At 70.4% G+C, this 14,135-nt stretch carries 17 protein-coding genes and 1 pseudogene; 13 read left to right on the forward strand and 5 right to left on the reverse strand.

The genetic code is table 11. The features are described 5' to 3' along the window. Window positions 1-186 (reverse strand): annotated as a pseudogene (locus P3L51_RS19620) (N-acetylmuramoyl-L-alanine amidase); the annotation flags it as partial. A 274-nt stretch (window positions 187-460) separates the two neighbouring features. Here P3L51_RS19620 and P3L51_RS19625 point away from each other — a divergent pair. From P3L51_RS19625 to P3L51_RS19650, 6 genes are all read left to right on the forward strand, one after another. Further along, window positions 461-1,867 (forward strand): family 2B encapsulin nanocompartment shell protein, encoded by a 1,407-nt coding sequence (locus tag P3L51_RS19625; protein ID WP_354606561.1) that lies wholly within the window; start codon window positions 461-463, stop codon window positions 1,865-1,867. Window positions 1,868-1,978: 111 nt separating this feature from the next. Then, window positions 1,979-3,019, forward strand: a complete 1,041-nt coding sequence (locus tag P3L51_RS19630) for a family 2 encapsulin nanocompartment cargo protein polyprenyl transferase (protein WP_354606562.1) — start codon at window positions 1,979-1,981, stop codon at window positions 3,017-3,019. A gap of 229 nt (window positions 3,020-3,248) precedes the next feature. After that, entirely contained in the window at window positions 3,249-3,827 is a 579-nt protein-coding gene (locus P3L51_RS19635; protein ID WP_354606563.1) for a dihydrofolate reductase family protein, read from the forward strand. A gap of 93 nt (window positions 3,828-3,920) precedes the next feature. Then, window positions 3,921-4,361 carry a DUF6304 family protein gene (locus tag P3L51_RS19640; protein ID WP_354606564.1) on the forward strand — a complete coding sequence of 147 codons (441 nt, stop codon included), beginning with the start codon at window positions 3,921-3,923 and terminating at the stop codon, window positions 4,359-4,361. A 174-nt stretch (window positions 4,362-4,535) separates the two neighbouring features. Then, entirely contained in the window at window positions 4,536-5,501 is a 966-nt protein-coding gene (locus P3L51_RS19645) for a DUF1648 domain-containing protein (protein WP_354606565.1), read from the forward strand. A 1-nt stretch (window position 5,502) separates the two neighbouring features. After that, window positions 5,503-5,862, forward strand: a complete 360-nt coding sequence (locus P3L51_RS19650; RefSeq protein WP_354606566.1) for a GntR family transcriptional regulator — start codon at window positions 5,503-5,505, stop codon at window positions 5,860-5,862. A gap of 134 nt (window positions 5,863-5,996) precedes the next feature. On the opposite strand, the gene snpA is transcribed toward P3L51_RS19650, so the two are convergent. Then, window positions 5,997-6,653 (reverse strand): snapalysin, encoded by a 657-nt coding sequence (gene snpA, locus P3L51_RS19655; protein WP_354606567.1) that lies wholly within the window; start codon window positions 6,651-6,653, stop codon window positions 5,997-5,999. A gap of 202 nt (window positions 6,654-6,855) precedes the next feature. Between snpA and P3L51_RS19660 the strand changes: the two genes are divergently transcribed. From P3L51_RS19660 to P3L51_RS19670, 3 genes are all read left to right on the forward strand, one after another. Then, window positions 6,856-7,881 carry a LysR family transcriptional regulator gene (locus P3L51_RS19660; protein ID WP_354606568.1) on the forward strand — a complete coding sequence of 342 codons (1,026 nt, stop codon included), beginning with the start codon at window positions 6,856-6,858 and terminating at the stop codon, window positions 7,879-7,881. Window positions 7,882-7,966: 85 nt separating this feature from the next. After that, on the forward strand, window positions 7,967-8,284 hold the full coding sequence (locus P3L51_RS19665) for an ArsR/SmtB family transcription factor (protein WP_354606569.1): 318 nt from the start codon (window positions 7,967-7,969) through the stop codon (window positions 8,282-8,284). Further along, on the forward strand, window positions 8,284-8,556 hold the full coding sequence (locus P3L51_RS19670; RefSeq protein WP_354606570.1) for a hypothetical protein: 273 nt from the start codon (window positions 8,284-8,286) through the stop codon (window positions 8,554-8,556). Before P3L51_RS19665 ends, P3L51_RS19670 begins: the two co-directional genes overlap by 1 nt. Before the next feature lie 121 nt (window positions 8,557-8,677). Here P3L51_RS19670 and P3L51_RS19675 read toward each other — a convergent pair whose 3' ends face one another. Further along, entirely contained in the window at window positions 8,678-9,331 is a 654-nt protein-coding gene (locus tag P3L51_RS19675) for a TetR/AcrR family transcriptional regulator (protein WP_354606571.1), read from the reverse strand. 87 nt (window positions 9,332-9,418) lie between these two features. Here P3L51_RS19675 and P3L51_RS19680 point away from each other — a divergent pair, with 87 nt between their 5' ends. The 3 genes from P3L51_RS19680 to P3L51_RS19690 all read left to right on the forward strand — a co-directional run bounded on the left by P3L51_RS19680 (window position 9,419) and on the right by P3L51_RS19690 (window position 11,498). After that, window positions 9,419-10,435 (forward strand): DMT family transporter, encoded by a 1,017-nt coding sequence (locus tag P3L51_RS19680; protein ID WP_354606572.1) that lies wholly within the window; start codon window positions 9,419-9,421, stop codon window positions 10,433-10,435. A 58-nt stretch (window positions 10,436-10,493) separates the two neighbouring features. Beyond that, complete coding sequence (locus P3L51_RS19685; protein WP_354606573.1) at window positions 10,494-10,913, forward strand: RidA family protein; 420 nt, start codon at window positions 10,494-10,496, stop codon at window positions 10,911-10,913. 168 nt (window positions 10,914-11,081) lie between these two features. After that, window positions 11,082-11,498, forward strand: coding sequence for a hypothetical protein (locus P3L51_RS19690; protein ID WP_354606574.1), 417 nt, complete (start codon window positions 11,082-11,084; stop codon window positions 11,496-11,498). A 204-nt stretch (window positions 11,499-11,702) separates the two neighbouring features. Here the strand turns inward: P3L51_RS19690 and P3L51_RS19695 are convergent, their stop codons facing one another. After that, window positions 11,703-12,578 carry an RNA polymerase sigma factor SigF gene (locus tag P3L51_RS19695; protein ID WP_354606575.1) on the reverse strand — a complete coding sequence of 292 codons (876 nt, stop codon included), beginning with the start codon at window positions 12,576-12,578 and terminating at the stop codon, window positions 11,703-11,705. Between the two features lie 539 nt (window positions 12,579-13,117). Continuing rightward, a complete protein-coding gene (locus P3L51_RS19700; RefSeq protein WP_354606576.1) occupies window positions 13,118-13,327 on the reverse strand; it encodes a hypothetical protein in 210 nt (69 codons plus the stop codon). Between the two features lie 212 nt (window positions 13,328-13,539). On the opposite strand from P3L51_RS19700, the gene P3L51_RS19705 reads away from it, so the two are divergent. Beyond that, window positions 13,540-14,127, forward strand: coding sequence for an Imm21 family immunity protein (locus P3L51_RS19705; RefSeq protein ID WP_354606577.1), 588 nt, complete (start codon window positions 13,540-13,542; stop codon window positions 14,125-14,127). The last annotated feature ends 8 nt before the right edge of the window (window positions 14,128-14,135 follow it).

The raw sequence follows: 14,135 nt of genomic DNA on the forward strand, positions 1-14,135 counted from the left end.
GCGGCAGATGGCGACCGTGGCGGCCGTGCCCTTGGTGACCGTGTGGTGCATCATCACGCCGTGGACCGGGCCCCAGGGGCCGACGTGATTGCGGTTGTGCGTACGCCAGTCGCCGACTTCGACGACGGTCAGACCCTCGTCCTTCAGCGCGCGGATGAAGCTGCTCGCAGACATGGGTGTGGCCATGTCGCCTCCTAGACCGGTTGATGTGGAGCGTGCGTTCCGTACGGTGGTCGTTTCGCTGGCCTATTCCCCGAACACAGCGGAGTGGACCATCGATTCGCACGCTGTACGAGCCGATCCGGTCACTTTCGGCCGTCTGTCTGCACGCGGATGACAGAAGCCGTGAATGTGCCCCGACCGCCGTGATCCAGTCCCACTCATTTGTGTGATGGCGCGCCAACTACGCGTGATGCAAAGCTTGTTCACGCAGGTCAGCCCATGATCGAGAGGGAGACACATGTCGGTTGGTGACGAGGTCCGTACGGTGGAACCCCCTTCCCAGCAGAGCCTGGGAACGGCTGCCGCGCGGAACCTGGCGACCACCACGAAGACGCCGCCGCAGATGCAGGAAATCACCTCGCGGTGGCTGCTGCGCATGCTGCCCTGGGTGCAGGTGCAGGGTGGTACGTACCGGGTGAACCGCCGGCTCAGCTATGCCGTCGGCGACGGGCGCCTGACGTTCGTGCAGACCGGCGACCGGGTGGCGGTCGTCCCGGCGGAGCTGGGTGAGCTGCCGGCGCTGCGTGGCTTCGAGGACGAGCAGGTCCTGACCGAGCTGGCGAACCGCTGCGAGCAGCAGGAGTTCGGCGCGGGGCAGACCGTGGTCGCCTCCGGCGCCGCGGCGGACCGGGTGTACCTGCTGGCCCACGGCAAGGTGGAGAAGGTGGGGGCGGGGCCCTACGGGGACGAGACGGTGCTCGAAGTCCTCGCCGACGGGGCGTACTTCGGGGATCAGGCGCTGCTGGACGACGAGGCCAGCTGGCAGTACACGGCACGTGCGGCGACGGCCTGCACGGTGCTGGTGCTGACCCGGCAGGACGTGCTGAACCTCGCGGAGCGGGCGGGGTCGCTGCGCGGGCATCTGGACGCGCTCGCGTCCATCCCGGAGCAGCGGACCAACAAGTACGGCGAGGCGGCGATCGAGCTGTCCGCCGGCCATGTCGGCGAGGCCCTGGTGCCTCATACGTTCGTGGACTACGAGGGGGCGCCGCGGGAGTACGAGCTGAGCGTCGCGCAGACCGTGCTGAAGGTCCACAGCAGGGTCGCCGACCTCTACAACCAGCCGATGAACCAGACCGAGCAGCAGTTGCGGCTCACGGTCGAGGCGCTGCGCGAGCGCCAGGAGTACGAGCTGGTGAACAACCGAGAGTTCGGCCTGCTGAACAACTGCGACTACGGGCAGCGGCTCCAGCCGCACGGCGGGGCGCCCACCCCGGACGACATGGACGAACTGCTGTCGCGCCGTCGCGGCTCGAAGATGTTCCTGGCGCACCCGCGGGCCATCGCCGCCTTCGGCCGCGAGTGCAACCGGCGGGGGCTCAATCCGGCCACGGTGGATGTCGCGGGCACGCATGTGCCGGCCTGGCGCGGAGTGCCGATCTTCCCCAGCACCAAGATCCCGATCTCGGACGCCGGGACGACCTCGATCATCTGCATGCGTACGGGTGAGGCCGAGCAGGGGGTCGTCGGGCTCCAGCAGAGCGGTATCCCGGACGAGATCGAGCCCAGCATGTCGGTCCGCTTCATGGGCATCGACGAGCAGGCGATCATCTCGTACCTGGTCACCGCCTACTACTCGGCGGCGGTCCTGGTGCCGGACGCCCTCGGTGTCCTGGAGAACGTGGAAGTGGGCCGCTGGCACTGAGGTGACGCGCGCGCGGGTGGGGCCCGGGACGTGGCCGTCCGTACGGCCGGGCCCCACCGGTGCGCGCACCCGGCAGCCGCCCAGTCCGCCGCAGAGGAAGTGAACCTGACCATGACCAGCACGGATGCCGCCACCGATGGCCACGAGGCCGTGGCGCTCCTGGAGCGTTCGCGCAGCGTCGTCCAACCCGAACTGCGCGCGGCGGTCGAGTCGTTGCCCCCGGCCGTACGCCGCGTCGCGAGATACCACTTCGGCTGGCAGGAGGCCGACGGCTCACCGGCGACGGGCGGTGTGGGGAAGGCGATCAGGCCCGCTCTCGTCCTCGCGGCGACACAGGCCCTCGGAGGGGAGCCGCACCGTGCGGTCCCGGCCGCGGTCGCGGTGGAGCTGGCCCACAACTTCACCCTGCTGCACGACGACGTCATCGACGAGGACCCGACCCGCAGGCATCGGCCCACGGCGTGGACGGTCTTCGGCACCACCGACGCGATCATCGTCGGCGACGCCCTGCAGTCGCTGGCGCTGCGGCTGCTCGCCGAGGACCGCCATCCGGCCTCGTCCCCGGCCGCCGTGCGGCTCACCAACTGCGTCATCGAGCTGTGCGCCGGACAGCAGACGGACTGCGCGCTGGAGCTGCGCGGGCCCAACGATGTGTCGCTGGACGAGTGCCTGACGATGGCGATGGCCAAGACCGGTGCGCTGCTGGGCACTTCGTGTGCTCTGGGCGCGCTCTACGCGGACGCGGGCGACGAGGTGGTGGCCGCGCTCGACGCCTTCGGCCGGGAGGCGGGGCTGGCCTTCCAGCTGATCGACGATCTCATCGGGATCTGGGGCGACCCGGAGCGTACGGGCAAGCCGGCCGGTGCCGATCTGGCCGCCCACAAGAAGTCGCTGCCGGTCGTCGCCGCGCTGGTCTCGGGGCACCCGGCCGCCGGGGAACTGGCGGAGCTGTACCGGCGGCCGATGGACGAGGCCGCTGTCGCGCGGGCCGCTTCGGCGGTGGAGCGGGCCGGTGGGCGCGACTGGGCGCAGACCCAGGCGGCCGACCGGATGGCCCGCGCGGTCCACCAACTCTCCCTGGCGGTCCCGGATCTGGCGGCGGCGGGTGACCTGCTGGCGCTGGCCGAATACGTCACACGCCGCACACGCTAGGGCCCCGTGGCCGGGCCGGTTGCGTCGGGTCTGCCGGGTCTGCCAGGTCTGCCGGGTCTCCGGTCCGTCGTGTTCGCCGATGGATCAGTGCGAGGCGCGTGGGCCGGTAATACCTTGCGTAACCACTACGGATGAAGCACTATGGGTGGAGTGGTCATGGTCGCGCTCCGGACGGGCTCCGGGCGCGGGTCGTGGCACCTCCTGTCGCCCATCGCAAAAGAGGTCCGGCTTGCGCAAGCTCAGCTATTTCATCGCGGCGTCGATCGACGGTTACATCGGCGACCCCACCGGTGAGGCGGAGTTCTTCACCCGCTACGTCGACGAGGAGTTCTTCACCTTCCTCAAGGACGAGTATCCGGAGACGCTGCCGACGCCCGGCCGGCAGCCGCTGGGCATCGACCACCTGGAGAACAAGCGGTTCGACACGGTCATCCAGGGCAGGCGCTCCTACGAGGTGGGCCTGAGCATCGGCGTCACCAGTCCGTACGCGCACCTGCGCCAGCTCGTGGCCTCACGGACCCTTGTGAGCACCGACCCGGCAGTGGAGATCGTCTCCGGGGACATCGCCGCCAGGGTCGGGGAGCTGAAGCGGGAGGACGGTCTCGGGATCTACCTCTGCGGCGGCGCGAATCTCGCCGCCCAACTGGTCGACGAGGTGGACGAGTTGGTCGTCAAGACGTACCCGCTCATTCTCGGCTCCGGAATGCCCATGTTCGGCTCGGCGTACTCCCAGCGGGAGTTCACGCTGGAATCCAGCCGCGTCTTCGGCAACGGAGTGGTCGTCAGGACGTACGGCCGCAAGGGCTGAAGTGGCCGGCGCGGCGGATCCGCAGAGGCGGGACGGCCTGAAGCGGTGACCCACGCGCGCGGCGGAGCGTCCCGTACCGCTACAGTCCGCGCCATGACAGCGGAGTCGACGGAGTCATGGGCGGGTTGGTATCGGGACCGCCGCGGTGCGGAACCCATCGCGATCATCGCGGACGGGCGGCAAGTCCGTACCCACATCAGGGGAGTTGCTTACGAGGGGGCCGATTTCTCCGTGCTGGAACCCACGGAGGCGGGCGGTGTGTTGTCGTCCTGCGTGCTGGAGTGGGACATACCCATGCCCGTCAACGCGGGCGGCACTGTCCAACAGGCCACGCTCAGCTGCCTGCTGACGCTCCATGAGCGTCCGTCGGGCACACCGTCCGGCCGCGCGGAGCTGAGCCTCACGCTGCGCTGCGGCGGGGCGGCGTACGAGTCGGGCATAGTCGGGGCGGGGTTCCGTGACGCCCTCGACCGGATCAAGCGACAGTTGCCGGACGACACGGAGTTCGGGGGCAGGATCCTGGTGAACGCCTGACCTTCCCGGCCTTTCCCGGACTTCTCCGGCCGCCCTCGGCCTTCTCCGGCCTTTCCCGACCACCCCCGACCTTCTCCGAAGGCGCGAACCGCCCCGGCAGGTGCACGACACCTGCCGGGGCGGTTGCTTTATGCCTCGTTCATTGTTCTAGTAGTATGCGAACAAGGGGGTTTTATGAATCAGGCTCGCATCCGCCTCGCGACCGTCACCGTCGCGCCGTTCGTGCTGGCGCTCGGTGTCCATCTGGCCGTTCTGCTCGTCGTCGGGGACCGGCTGCCCGACTCGCTCGCCACCCACTTCGACCTGTCCGGCGACGCCGACCGCGACCCGATGTCCCGCACCGCGGCCTTCGTCGCGACCGTCGTGCTCTTCGCCGGAGTCGGCGCGCTGTGGGGCGTGTCGGCGCTCGGCGGCCCGCTCACCGCGCGCGGGGTGCGGTGCCTGACCGCGGGGGGCTGGGCGCTCAACGGGTTCCTGGGCTACGCGCTCACCGCGACGCTTCTCGCCAACCTCGACGCGACCGACAGCGGCGCCGTCCACTTCCCGCCGTGGCAGCTCGGCGTCGCCGCGGCCGTCGCACTGGCGGCGGCCGGCGTGGGCCTGCTGCTCACCCGCTTCGTACCGGACCCCGGCCTCGAACCCGCCGGTGACGACGGCACGGCCAGGATCGACCTGGCGGACGGCGAACTGGCCGGCTGGTCCCGGCGTACGGGATCCGGCCCGCTGCTCGCGGTGGGTCTGGTGACGCTGGTCGCCGGGGTGTTCGTCGCGATCGCCGTCAGCCGGCGGTACGGTCCAGTGGTGTTCGTCATCGGCCTGCTGGCCCTGGTCTTCGCCTCCGCGCACGTGTCGGTCGACCGGCACGGACTCACCGTCCGCATGGGCGCGCTGTCCTGGCCGCGGGTACGGGTACCGCTGGACGGCATCGACACGGCGAGCAGCCGCCGGATCAACGCGGTGGCCGACTTCGGGGGCTGGGGCTACCGGATCCGCCACCGGCGCACCGGGATCGTGCTGCGCTCGGGTGAGGCGATCGTGGTACGCCGGACCAACGGCCGCCAGTTCGCCGTCACCGTGGGCGATTCGGCGACGGCCGCCGCACTGCTCAACACGCTCGTCGACCGGCGGAAGAGGATCTGACGTGCTGTTCCGGGTGGATCCGGCGTCCTCGGTGCCGCTCGGCGACCAGATCGCCGGGTCCGTGCGCGGTGCCATCGCCGACGGCACGGTGAAGCCCGGCGACCGCCTCCCGGCGGCGCGGGCACTCTCCGACTCGCTCGGCGTCAACGTCCATACGGTGCTCCGCGGTTACCAGCGGCTGCGCGAGGAGGGCCTGATCGAATTGCGCAGGGGCCGGGGCGCCGTGGTCGTACCGGGACCGGTCTCGCCCGGACGGGCCAAGCTCCTGGAACGCGTACGCGAACTGGTAGCCGAGGCGCGTGAGTTGGGGCTGTCTGAGGAGGAGCTGGTGTCCATGGTGCGGCTGGGCCTGACAACCTGACGGCCCGTCACCGCGCAGGGACGGTGATAGCGCTCCGGGCGTGCCGGTACTCGACAGCGAGTACCGGCACGCCCGGTCGGTGCCTGATCCGGTGGGGGGTCCGATCTGCCGATCGACGGCGGATCAGCGACGGATCAGGAGGCCTTGGCCAGCGCGGCCGCGAAGCCGTTCGCCCAGAGGCTGTTGACCTGGTTGCGCTCGGCCTGGTCCGGCTGCGAGTTGGTGCAGGACGGGCCGGGGCCGCCGCCCGACATCAGCTTGCTGCAAGGGGCCGTGTAGTTGTCCGGCAGGCCGAGCACGTGCCCGGTCTCGTGGGCGGTCACGCGCAGCGAGTCGTACTGCTGGTTCTGCGCGTAGTCCAGGAATATGTAGCCGCGGCCGTGCCCGTCGGTGCTCGCGTACGAGCCGCGCGGGTCGTTGCCCTCTTCGTAGGTGAAGTCCGCGTTGCCGCCCTGCTGGAGCCGCACGTTGGCGACGGAGCTGTTCCAGATCTGGGTGCTGCTGGCTATCTCGCCGGCGAACGACGGGGCGCCGGACGCGTCGTACACGACGGTGACGGCGAGCGCGCCGGGGTTCGCGGCGCGCTTCTCGGCCACCGACTTCATGACGGCCTCGTAGAAGGCCGCGGTCGCGGCGGAGTCTTCCGACGAGCCCTCGTACTGGGCGTACGAGGTGGTGGTGGGCGCGGCGCTGGTGGGGTCAGCGGCGGCGGCCGGGGTGGCGGTGAGGGCGGTCGCGAAGGCCAGCGAGATTCCGGCGATAGCGGAAACGGCCGTCTTGGGGTATCTCATGTGGGGGGCTCCTACTACTCGTCCGAGAACGGATTCGGTAGGGAGAGTGTCGTGCCTCACAGCGCCGCTGCGGAGATGCCGAAGGGTGATAGCACCAGAGCATCACCCAGGCGTCGGCTCGCCCAACTTTCTTCGAATGAAAGCCAATTACTGTGTTTTGGGTCCCTGGCGTGACGCAAAAGGCGGGCCTACTCTTCGGTACATGGAGCTGGAGGTCAGGCATCTACGCGCGCTGTGCGCCATAGCCGACGCGGGAAGTCTGCACAAAGCGGCCCGGCAGCTCGGCATGAGCCAGCCGTCCCTGACGACACAGCTGCGACGGATCGAGAACTCGCTCGGCGCCGAGCTGTTCTCCCGTGAACGCACTGGCTGCCGACCCACGTTGCTCGGTCACTCCGTGCTCAGCCGCGCACGTCCGCTGGTCGCCGGGATGGCCGTGCTCGTCAGCGAGGCGAGAGCGGCGGCCGACCGGTCCGCCGGGCCCCGGCTGCGCATCGGCTCCACGGCGAGCCGGGCCCTGGCGGGCTGGCTTCGCAGACTGCGCGAGCGGCTGCCGGGCACGGACATCTCGCTCCAGATGGACGTCTCGGCGAACGCGCTGCTGCGCCAGGTGTCCGGGGGCGGGCTCGACGTGGCGTTCGTGCACGAGGTGGAGGGCTGTCCGCTACGGGTGCCGTCGGGGCTCGACCGGCGCGTACTGGTCGAGCGGGAGCCGCAGTTCATCTCGCTGGCCCGGGACCATCCGGCGGCCGGCAGCCAGATCGTCGAGCTGGCCGACCTGGCGGCCGACCGGTGGATGATCGACCCGACCGTGGACGGTGAATGGGACGGCCTGCGGCGCGTACTGGGCGCGGCCGGGCTCAACCCGCCCGTCCTGCACGGGGATTACCTGACCGCCTCGTCGCTGATCGCGGTCGGCGAGGCGATAGCGCCCTGCCAGCCGACCTCGGTCCCGCGCGAGGACATGGTCGTACGGCCGCTGCGGGACGACCCGTTGGGGGTGCGGCTGCTGCTGTTCTCGCGGCCGGGGGCGTACGAGGGCGCGGGCATCGGGGGTCCGGGCGCCGTCGCGAGCGCGAGCGGTGACGGTGACGGCGACGGTCCCGGAGGCGCCGAGGTGTACGCGGATCTGGAGGCGGCGTACCGCGAGGCGGCGTCGCAGGCCGTCGTGTACCGCCAGTGGCTGATGCGCAACAAGAGCCCGCTGCTGCGCGCGCCGGCGGCCTGACCTTCGGCCCTGCCTTCGGGCTGACCTTCGGGTTGCCCTTCGAGCCGGGCGTCGGCCCCGCCCGCGCTTCTCCCTCCCGTCGAACATGGGGTTACTGGCGACGCTGTCCAATCCCCACCGGCTGCGCGTCGTCGCGGCACTCGCCGGAGGACGTAACTACGTCAGCCGGCTGGCCAGGGAGCTGGACATCAGCAGGGCGCTGCTCCAGGTCCATCTCAAGAAGCTCGAAGCCGCCGGTCTGGTGACCTCGCGGCTGGAGCTGTCGGAGGACGGAAAAGCTTTGAAGTTCTACGAGGTGAACGCGTTCGCGGTGCTTCTGACGCCGCAGGACGTCGTCACCGCCGTACAGACGCTGACGCCGGGCAATCAGAAGGACGAGAGAGGCGAGAAGGGGGCCACCTGATGGACGACGAGCAGGCGTGGCAGGAAGTCATCGGAGCGATAGGGCTGTTCGCGATCCTCCTCATCGTGGTGACGCTGACCCTGTGGCACTTCACCGCGGGCCGCCGGGCCAGGGAGGTCAGGGCCGACGAGAACGAGTACCGCCGGCTCGCGGCCCAGGCGGTGGCAGGCCAGCAGCGTACGGAGAAGCAGCTCGCCGACCTCGGCCGGCAGCTCACCGATCTCCAGAGCCGCACCGGATCGATGGAACGGATCCTCAAGGACGTCGAGTAGCCCGGCCGCGTACGGCTGCCGGGTCGACGGGGCCGCTCAGCCGAGGGTCGTGAGACCGGCGGTCATGAGACCGACGATCAGGAGACCGGACGGCACGAGGCTCCCGGCATGAGGGCTCCCGTCACGCGTACGACCCGAGCACGACCCGCGCCTGATCGCGGGCCTGCCCGAGGGCGTCGGGGAAGATGCCCAGGCCGTGGGCGACGAGCGCGCCCTCGTGAAGGAGCATCAGCGTGCGGGCGAGGCGGTCGGCCGTCTCGGACGGGGTCGCGTCGCCCGGCGCCAGGAACTCCCGCGCGAGGCTGGTGAACAGCTCCAGCAGCCACGCCTTCTGGCCGGTGATCAGGGCGTACGCCGGATGCTCCGGATCGTCGATCTCGGCGTGGGCGTTGACCATGGCGCACCCCCGTGAGCCGTTCGCCTCCGACCAGGTGCGCGACGCGTCGAAGACCGCGAGGACGTGCTCGGCCGGTGACGGGGGCGCGGCGGCCAGCCCCTCGTCCAGGAGGGCGCGCCAGCGTTCGTCGCGGGCGGCCAGATACTCGACGACGATCTGCTCCTTCGAGCCGAACCGGTCGTACAGCGTCTTCTTGGTGACACCGGCCTCGGCGGCGATGCGGTCGACTCCGACGGCGTTGATGCCGTGTTCGTAGAAGAGGCGCGACGCGGCGTCCAGGGCGCGGCGCGCGGCGGGAGTCACGACGATCCGGTGCGGGGGGCGGCGGGGCGGCGCCGACTGTTCCGGGGTGCCGTTCACGCTCTTGTTCACGCTCATGGCAGCAAGTATACCGATCTGTATAGTGAGACGAGTGAGTAAACAGATCGGTATACCTATCTCCGCTGTCACGGGTGGTGTCCTGCCGTGAACCTCCTTCTCTCCGTCGCGTTCGTCATCTGCTGGAGCTCGGGCTTCATCGGCGCCAAGCTCGGCGCCGGCAGCGCCGACGCCGTCACGATCCTGATGTGGCGCTTCCTGCCCCTGGCGCTGGTCCTCGGGGCGGTCGCCGTGGTCCGCGCCCGCGCGGCCTGGCGCGGGCTGACGGCGCGCGATCTGCTGCGGCAGTGCGTGATCGGCACGCTGTCGCAGAGCGGCTACCTCCTCACCGTCTACTACGCGATCCAGCTCGGCGTCTCCAGCGGCACCACCGCCATGATCGACGGGACACAGCCGCTCGTCGCGGGCGCGCTGGCCGGACCGCTGCTGCGGCAGTACGTCTCCCGGCGCCAGTGGCTGGGCCTGTGCCTCGGTGTGACGGGAGTGCTCGTCGTGACGTCGGCGGACGCGGCGGCGGTGCGGGGCGTGGCGCCGTGGGCGTACGCGGTGCCGTTCCTCGGCATGCTGTCGCTGGTCGCCGCCACGTTCCTGGAGAGCCGCACCCGCAGGGCGGTCGCGCCGTCCGTGGCGATGACGATCCACTGCGGCACGAGCGCCGTCGTCTTCACCGTCCTCGCCCTCGTCGCGGGCGCGGCGGTGCCGCCCGCCGAGACGTCCTTCTGGCTCGCGGTCGGCTGGCTGGTGCTGCTGGCGACGTTCGGCGGATACGGCCTGTACTGGCTGGTCCTGCGCCGCTCCGGGGTGCTGCGGGTGAACACCCTGATGTTCCTCATGGCGCCGGTCACGGCCGTATGGGGCGCGATCATGTTCGGCGAACCCTTCGGTCCGCAGACGGCCGCCGGGCTCGCCGTCGCGCTGATCGCGGTGGTGGTGGTACGAGGCGGGGCGGCCGGTCCGGCGGAGGCCGTGGCCGACGGCGTTGCGGACGGCGTTGCGGACGGCGTCGCGGACGGCGTGGCGGACGGCGTGGCGTCCACCGTGGCGGACGGTGGAAACCCCGGTGACGTGCCGGTCCGCCGCGCCGACAATGGCACGCGGGTATGACCGCGCGGGCTCTCACGCGGCGCCCCGTGACGATCCATCACCCGCAAGGAGCGACCTCATGGTGCTGCGCACGACCGTCCCCAGCCTCTTCCCGCCGCCCGGCTACGCGCACGCGGCCGTGGTCGAGACCGGCAGCCGCCTGGCCTTCATGGCCGGATCCGTACCGCTCGACAAGGACGGCACGCTCGTCGGACCCGGCGACTTCGCCGCGCAGACCGAACAGGTTCTCGCCAACCTGGAGACGGCGCTGCACGCCATCGGCAGCGATCTGAGCCGGGTGATATCCACCGACGTGTACGTGGTCGCGTCGGACCCGGCGGACCTGAGCCGCGTCTGGGACGTGGTCCACGCCTCGGGTCTCACCACGGGGCCGCACACGTCCACGCTGCTCGGGGTCGCGTGCCTCGGCTACGCGGGCCAGTTGGTGGAGATCACGGCGGTGGCCGAGGCCGGCGGGTCGACGGACTCCGCGACGTGACGGCGGAGTCGACCGGCACCCGGGCAGGTGGACGCGCCGGAGGAGACGCGCCGTTGAAGACCCGGCGGTAGGACCGGACCATCAGGTCGCGACCTGACCGGACTGACCGGGAGGCCCCCGGCGGCTGCAATCCGCCGAGAGTGTCGAGTACGGGGCGGGAGACCCCCGATGACCAGGGCCACGGCGCCGCCCACCACCACGAGTCCCGTCCCGCCCGAACCCCGCCCCCGCTTCGGTGACCTCCTGGCCGCCGAACGGCTCACCCTGCGTTCACTGCTGGCACCGGTCGCCGCGCTGGCCGGTGTGGCGCTCGGCGCCGTCCTGAGGCACAGCGGCGGGGCGGTGGTGAGCGTGGTGGCGCTGCTGCTGGTGCTGCCCCTGGTCCTCGGCGACGACCGGTACTGGGGCGCCCTGATCGGCCACGCGATGCCCGTCAGCGCGTGGACCCGCCTGGTCGACATCGGATACGACCCGTCCGCGGCGCCCTTCCCCTGGACGACCACGGGGGCGTGGATCGTGTACGCGCTCTGGGGGGTGGTCGCGGCGGTGGTGGCCGTGTGCGCGGTGCATCGGCGCGATCAGTGAGCGCGTGATCCCGCTCCATGTGCTCGGCCGAAGCGGTGGTGGGCGCGGTGGTGGGAGCGGCGGTCACGGCCCCGCCGCCGGTCAGCCTCGACCAGGTGGCCGCCGACGTCCCGCGCGCGACAGGTCGGCGTCCCGTGTCCGGACGCCGACCTGTCCCGGATCCGCCGGGTGCGGACCGCTCGGGCTCATCGCTCGGTCCCGCGCTCAGTTCTCGGTGAGCATTCCGTCCCGGAGCTTGGCCAGCGTCCGGGCCAGGATTCTGGATATCTGCATCTGGGAGACGCCGAACTGCTCGCCGATCTGCGACTGGGTCAGTTCCTGCCCGTACCGCAGCTCAAGGATCTGACGTTCCCGCTCGTCCAGCGTGCTCAGCAGCGGCGCCAGGCTCTGGAAGTCCTCGACCAGCTCCATGGCGGGATCGCACGCCCCCACGAAGTCGGCGACGGACGCGCCGCTGTTGCCCGGGGCGCCGCCCGCACCGGAGTCGGCGGGCAGGTCGAGCGAGTCGGAGTTGTAGCCGTTGGCGGCGATCAGCCCCTCGACGATCTCCTCCTCGCTCAACTCCAGATGCTCGGCCAGCTCCCGCACCGTCGGGTCCCGGTCGAGCTGTACGGCGAGCTGGTCCTTGGCCCGCGCGAGCTGTATCCGCAACTCCTGCAACCGGCGCGGCACATGCACGGCCCAACTGGTGTCGCGGAAGAACCGCTTGATCTCACCGACGATGTACGGCACGGCGAACGAGGTGAACTCCACCTCGCGTGACAGCTCGAACCGGTCGATGGCCTTGATCAGCCCGATCGTCCCGACCTGGACGATGTCCTCCAGCTGATCGTCCCGGTTACGGAACCGCTGGGCCGCGAACCTGACCAGCGACAGGTTCATCTCGATGAGCGTGTTGCGCGCGTACTGGTACTCGTGCGTGCCCTCTTCAAGCACCTGGAGCTGCTCGAAGAACACCTTCGACAACTGCCGCGCGTCCCGCGGCGCGATCTTCCCCGCGTCCTCGATCCACGGGAGCTCCCCGACCCGTGACTCCGTCAGAGGCTCGGCGGTTCTCGTGAACTGGGCGGATATGGACATGATGTTGATCCCCTCCCGGATCGGCGAACGGGGGGCTCGCCGACGCGACGTGTGCCCTGCCCTCCCCGGCCCATGCACGCGTCGCACACATTTTCTCCCGCGGCCCCGCCGCGGGAAGGCAGTTGCCCCCTCGACGGCGCCGGGCCGACCCCCACCTCCTCGCCACCCCACCGGCCCGCTCGCGGCAGCCCTGGCGATCGGGCTGCTGCTGGGCTGAAGCGGGCCGAGTCGCTGTATGGGTTCATGCCATCGCGAATTTTGCTGCAGCTAAGGACGACTGGGATCTCCTCGAAGAGGCGGCCCGGACGATGTGTACCTGGGATGCCGCTTGGGATCAGTGGAGTGCTCAAGACCGAATCGCGCCCTGGCTGCGCTCACTGTCCGGCCAGGCGGCGGAGCTTATGGCGGCGGTTCTGCGAGACCACCCGCGCTCCGCTCGGCACTTTTCCGGCTTGGCGCAGGACGGAACCGTGGACCTTCGGATCCGCGCGGCAATTCAGACGGCTGCGATGACGCCATAAGCCTAAGCCGTGGTCGCGTCAGGAAGGAACTCTTCGGGGGCTGTTGCCAGGGCTGTGCCGCGTCACGCAAGGCGGGCATGCAGGGTTGGGGTCCGGGGAGTTGGAGCAGTTGGCGAGGACGATCAGTTGGCTCTGGGGGCCGAGCCACTTGAGCCACACGACGTGTTCCTCGTCCAGGCGGCGCAGGACGGCGTAGTGCGGGCCTGCGCGGTCCGGGTCCAGGGGCACCACCACACTGTGATCTCCCGGTCGGCCTCCGGGCCCGCCGGGGGATGGCGTTTGCCTAACCGGCGATCCCGGGGGCCTATTGACGCATCCGGAAAAGCTTCCTATGGGCTGTCCCGTAACTGCGGACGCCGTATGTGCCCGGGGCCCGTTCCTGCCATGGGCGTTAAAGGGCCGCCGCAGGCGTTGTCAGTGGACGCGGGCACACTGACGGCATGAGCATCTCTTCGCCTACCGCAGTCGATGCGTCCTGCATCTCTCCTGATTGGGTTGAATCGATGGGCGGGCCTTTGATCGCTGTCCCCGTCTCTGCGTTGGCTGCATGGCGTGGGGGTACGGAGACCGGGCTCCTGGCGGGAGACGCCACCACTCCAGACGACTACGACCGGGCCTGCGCGGTGGATGATCTGGCCGGTGTGATCGCCGTTGGAGACAGCGGCGCTCAGGTGCTGGTGCTGGCGGACGAGCCCGCTACCAGCTGTTTTCTACCCGAGCACCGAGCCTTCCTGCGGTGGCTTGCCGCCGACTCCGAAGCCGAGCTGAAGACTGCAGCCAGGGCTGTCCTCTCAGATGCGGCCACGCAGTGGGAGGAGTGCGGAACATGGGTGACGGACGGTCCAGCCACACTCATGGACTCTGCCGAAGCAGGCGCCGAGCTGGATATCGAGTATCCCGGCGGCGGCATGCCCGCCCACGCATCAGTCCCGCTGCCCGCCGGCCGCTGGAAGATCCGTGCCACCCAAACCTGGGCGGACGAGGAGAACTGGGTCGGCCTGGTCCAGCTCCTGCCCGTCGAATCTTGAACCGGCAG

The organism is Streptomyces panacea (genome assembly GCF_040560175.1).
In the GTDB taxonomy this organism is placed as follows: Bacteria; Actinomycetota; Actinomycetes; order Streptomycetales; family Streptomycetaceae; genus Streptomyces; species Streptomyces panacea.

What these genes read in the sequence shown, in the direction of transcription:
- P3L51_RS19625 (WP_354606561.1), top strand. Translation starts at nt 461, where the DNA reads ATGTCGGTTGGTGACGAGGTCCGTACGGTGGAACCCCCTTCCCAGCAG.
- P3L51_RS19630 (WP_354606562.1), top strand. Translation starts at nt 1,979, where the DNA reads ATGACCAGCACGGATGCCGCCACCGATGGCCACGAGGCCGTGGCGCTC.
- P3L51_RS19640 (WP_354606564.1), top strand. Translation starts at nt 3,921, where the DNA reads ATGACAGCGGAGTCGACGGAGTCATGGGCGGGTTGGTATCGGGACCGC.
- P3L51_RS19645 (WP_354606565.1), top strand. Translation starts at nt 4,536, where the DNA reads ATGAATCAGGCTCGCATCCGCCTCGCGACCGTCACCGTCGCGCCGTTC.
- snpA (WP_354606567.1), bottom strand. Translation starts at nt 6,653, where the DNA reads ATGAGATACCCCAAGACGGCCGTTTCCGCTATCGCCGGAATCTCGCTG.
- P3L51_RS19660 (WP_354606568.1), top strand. Translation starts at nt 6,856, where the DNA reads ATGGAGCTGGAGGTCAGGCATCTACGCGCGCTGTGCGCCATAGCCGAC.
- P3L51_RS19665 (WP_354606569.1), top strand. Translation starts at nt 7,967, where the DNA reads ATGGGGTTACTGGCGACGCTGTCCAATCCCCACCGGCTGCGCGTCGTC.
- P3L51_RS19670 (WP_354606570.1), top strand. Translation starts at nt 8,284, where the DNA reads ATGGACGACGAGCAGGCGTGGCAGGAAGTCATCGGAGCGATAGGGCTG.
- P3L51_RS19675 (WP_354606571.1), bottom strand. Translation starts at nt 9,331, where the DNA reads ATGAGCGTGAACAAGAGCGTGAACGGCACCCCGGAACAGTCGGCGCCG.
- P3L51_RS19685 (WP_354606573.1), top strand. Translation starts at nt 10,494, where the DNA reads ATGGTGCTGCGCACGACCGTCCCCAGCCTCTTCCCGCCGCCCGGCTAC.
- P3L51_RS19690 (WP_354606574.1), top strand. Translation starts at nt 11,082, where the DNA reads ATGACCAGGGCCACGGCGCCGCCCACCACCACGAGTCCCGTCCCGCCC.
- P3L51_RS19695 (WP_354606575.1), bottom strand. Translation starts at nt 12,578, where the DNA reads ATGTCCATATCCGCCCAGTTCACGAGAACCGCCGAGCCTCTGACGGAG.
- P3L51_RS19705 (WP_354606577.1), top strand. Translation starts at nt 13,540, where the DNA reads ATGAGCATCTCTTCGCCTACCGCAGTCGATGCGTCCTGCATCTCTCCT.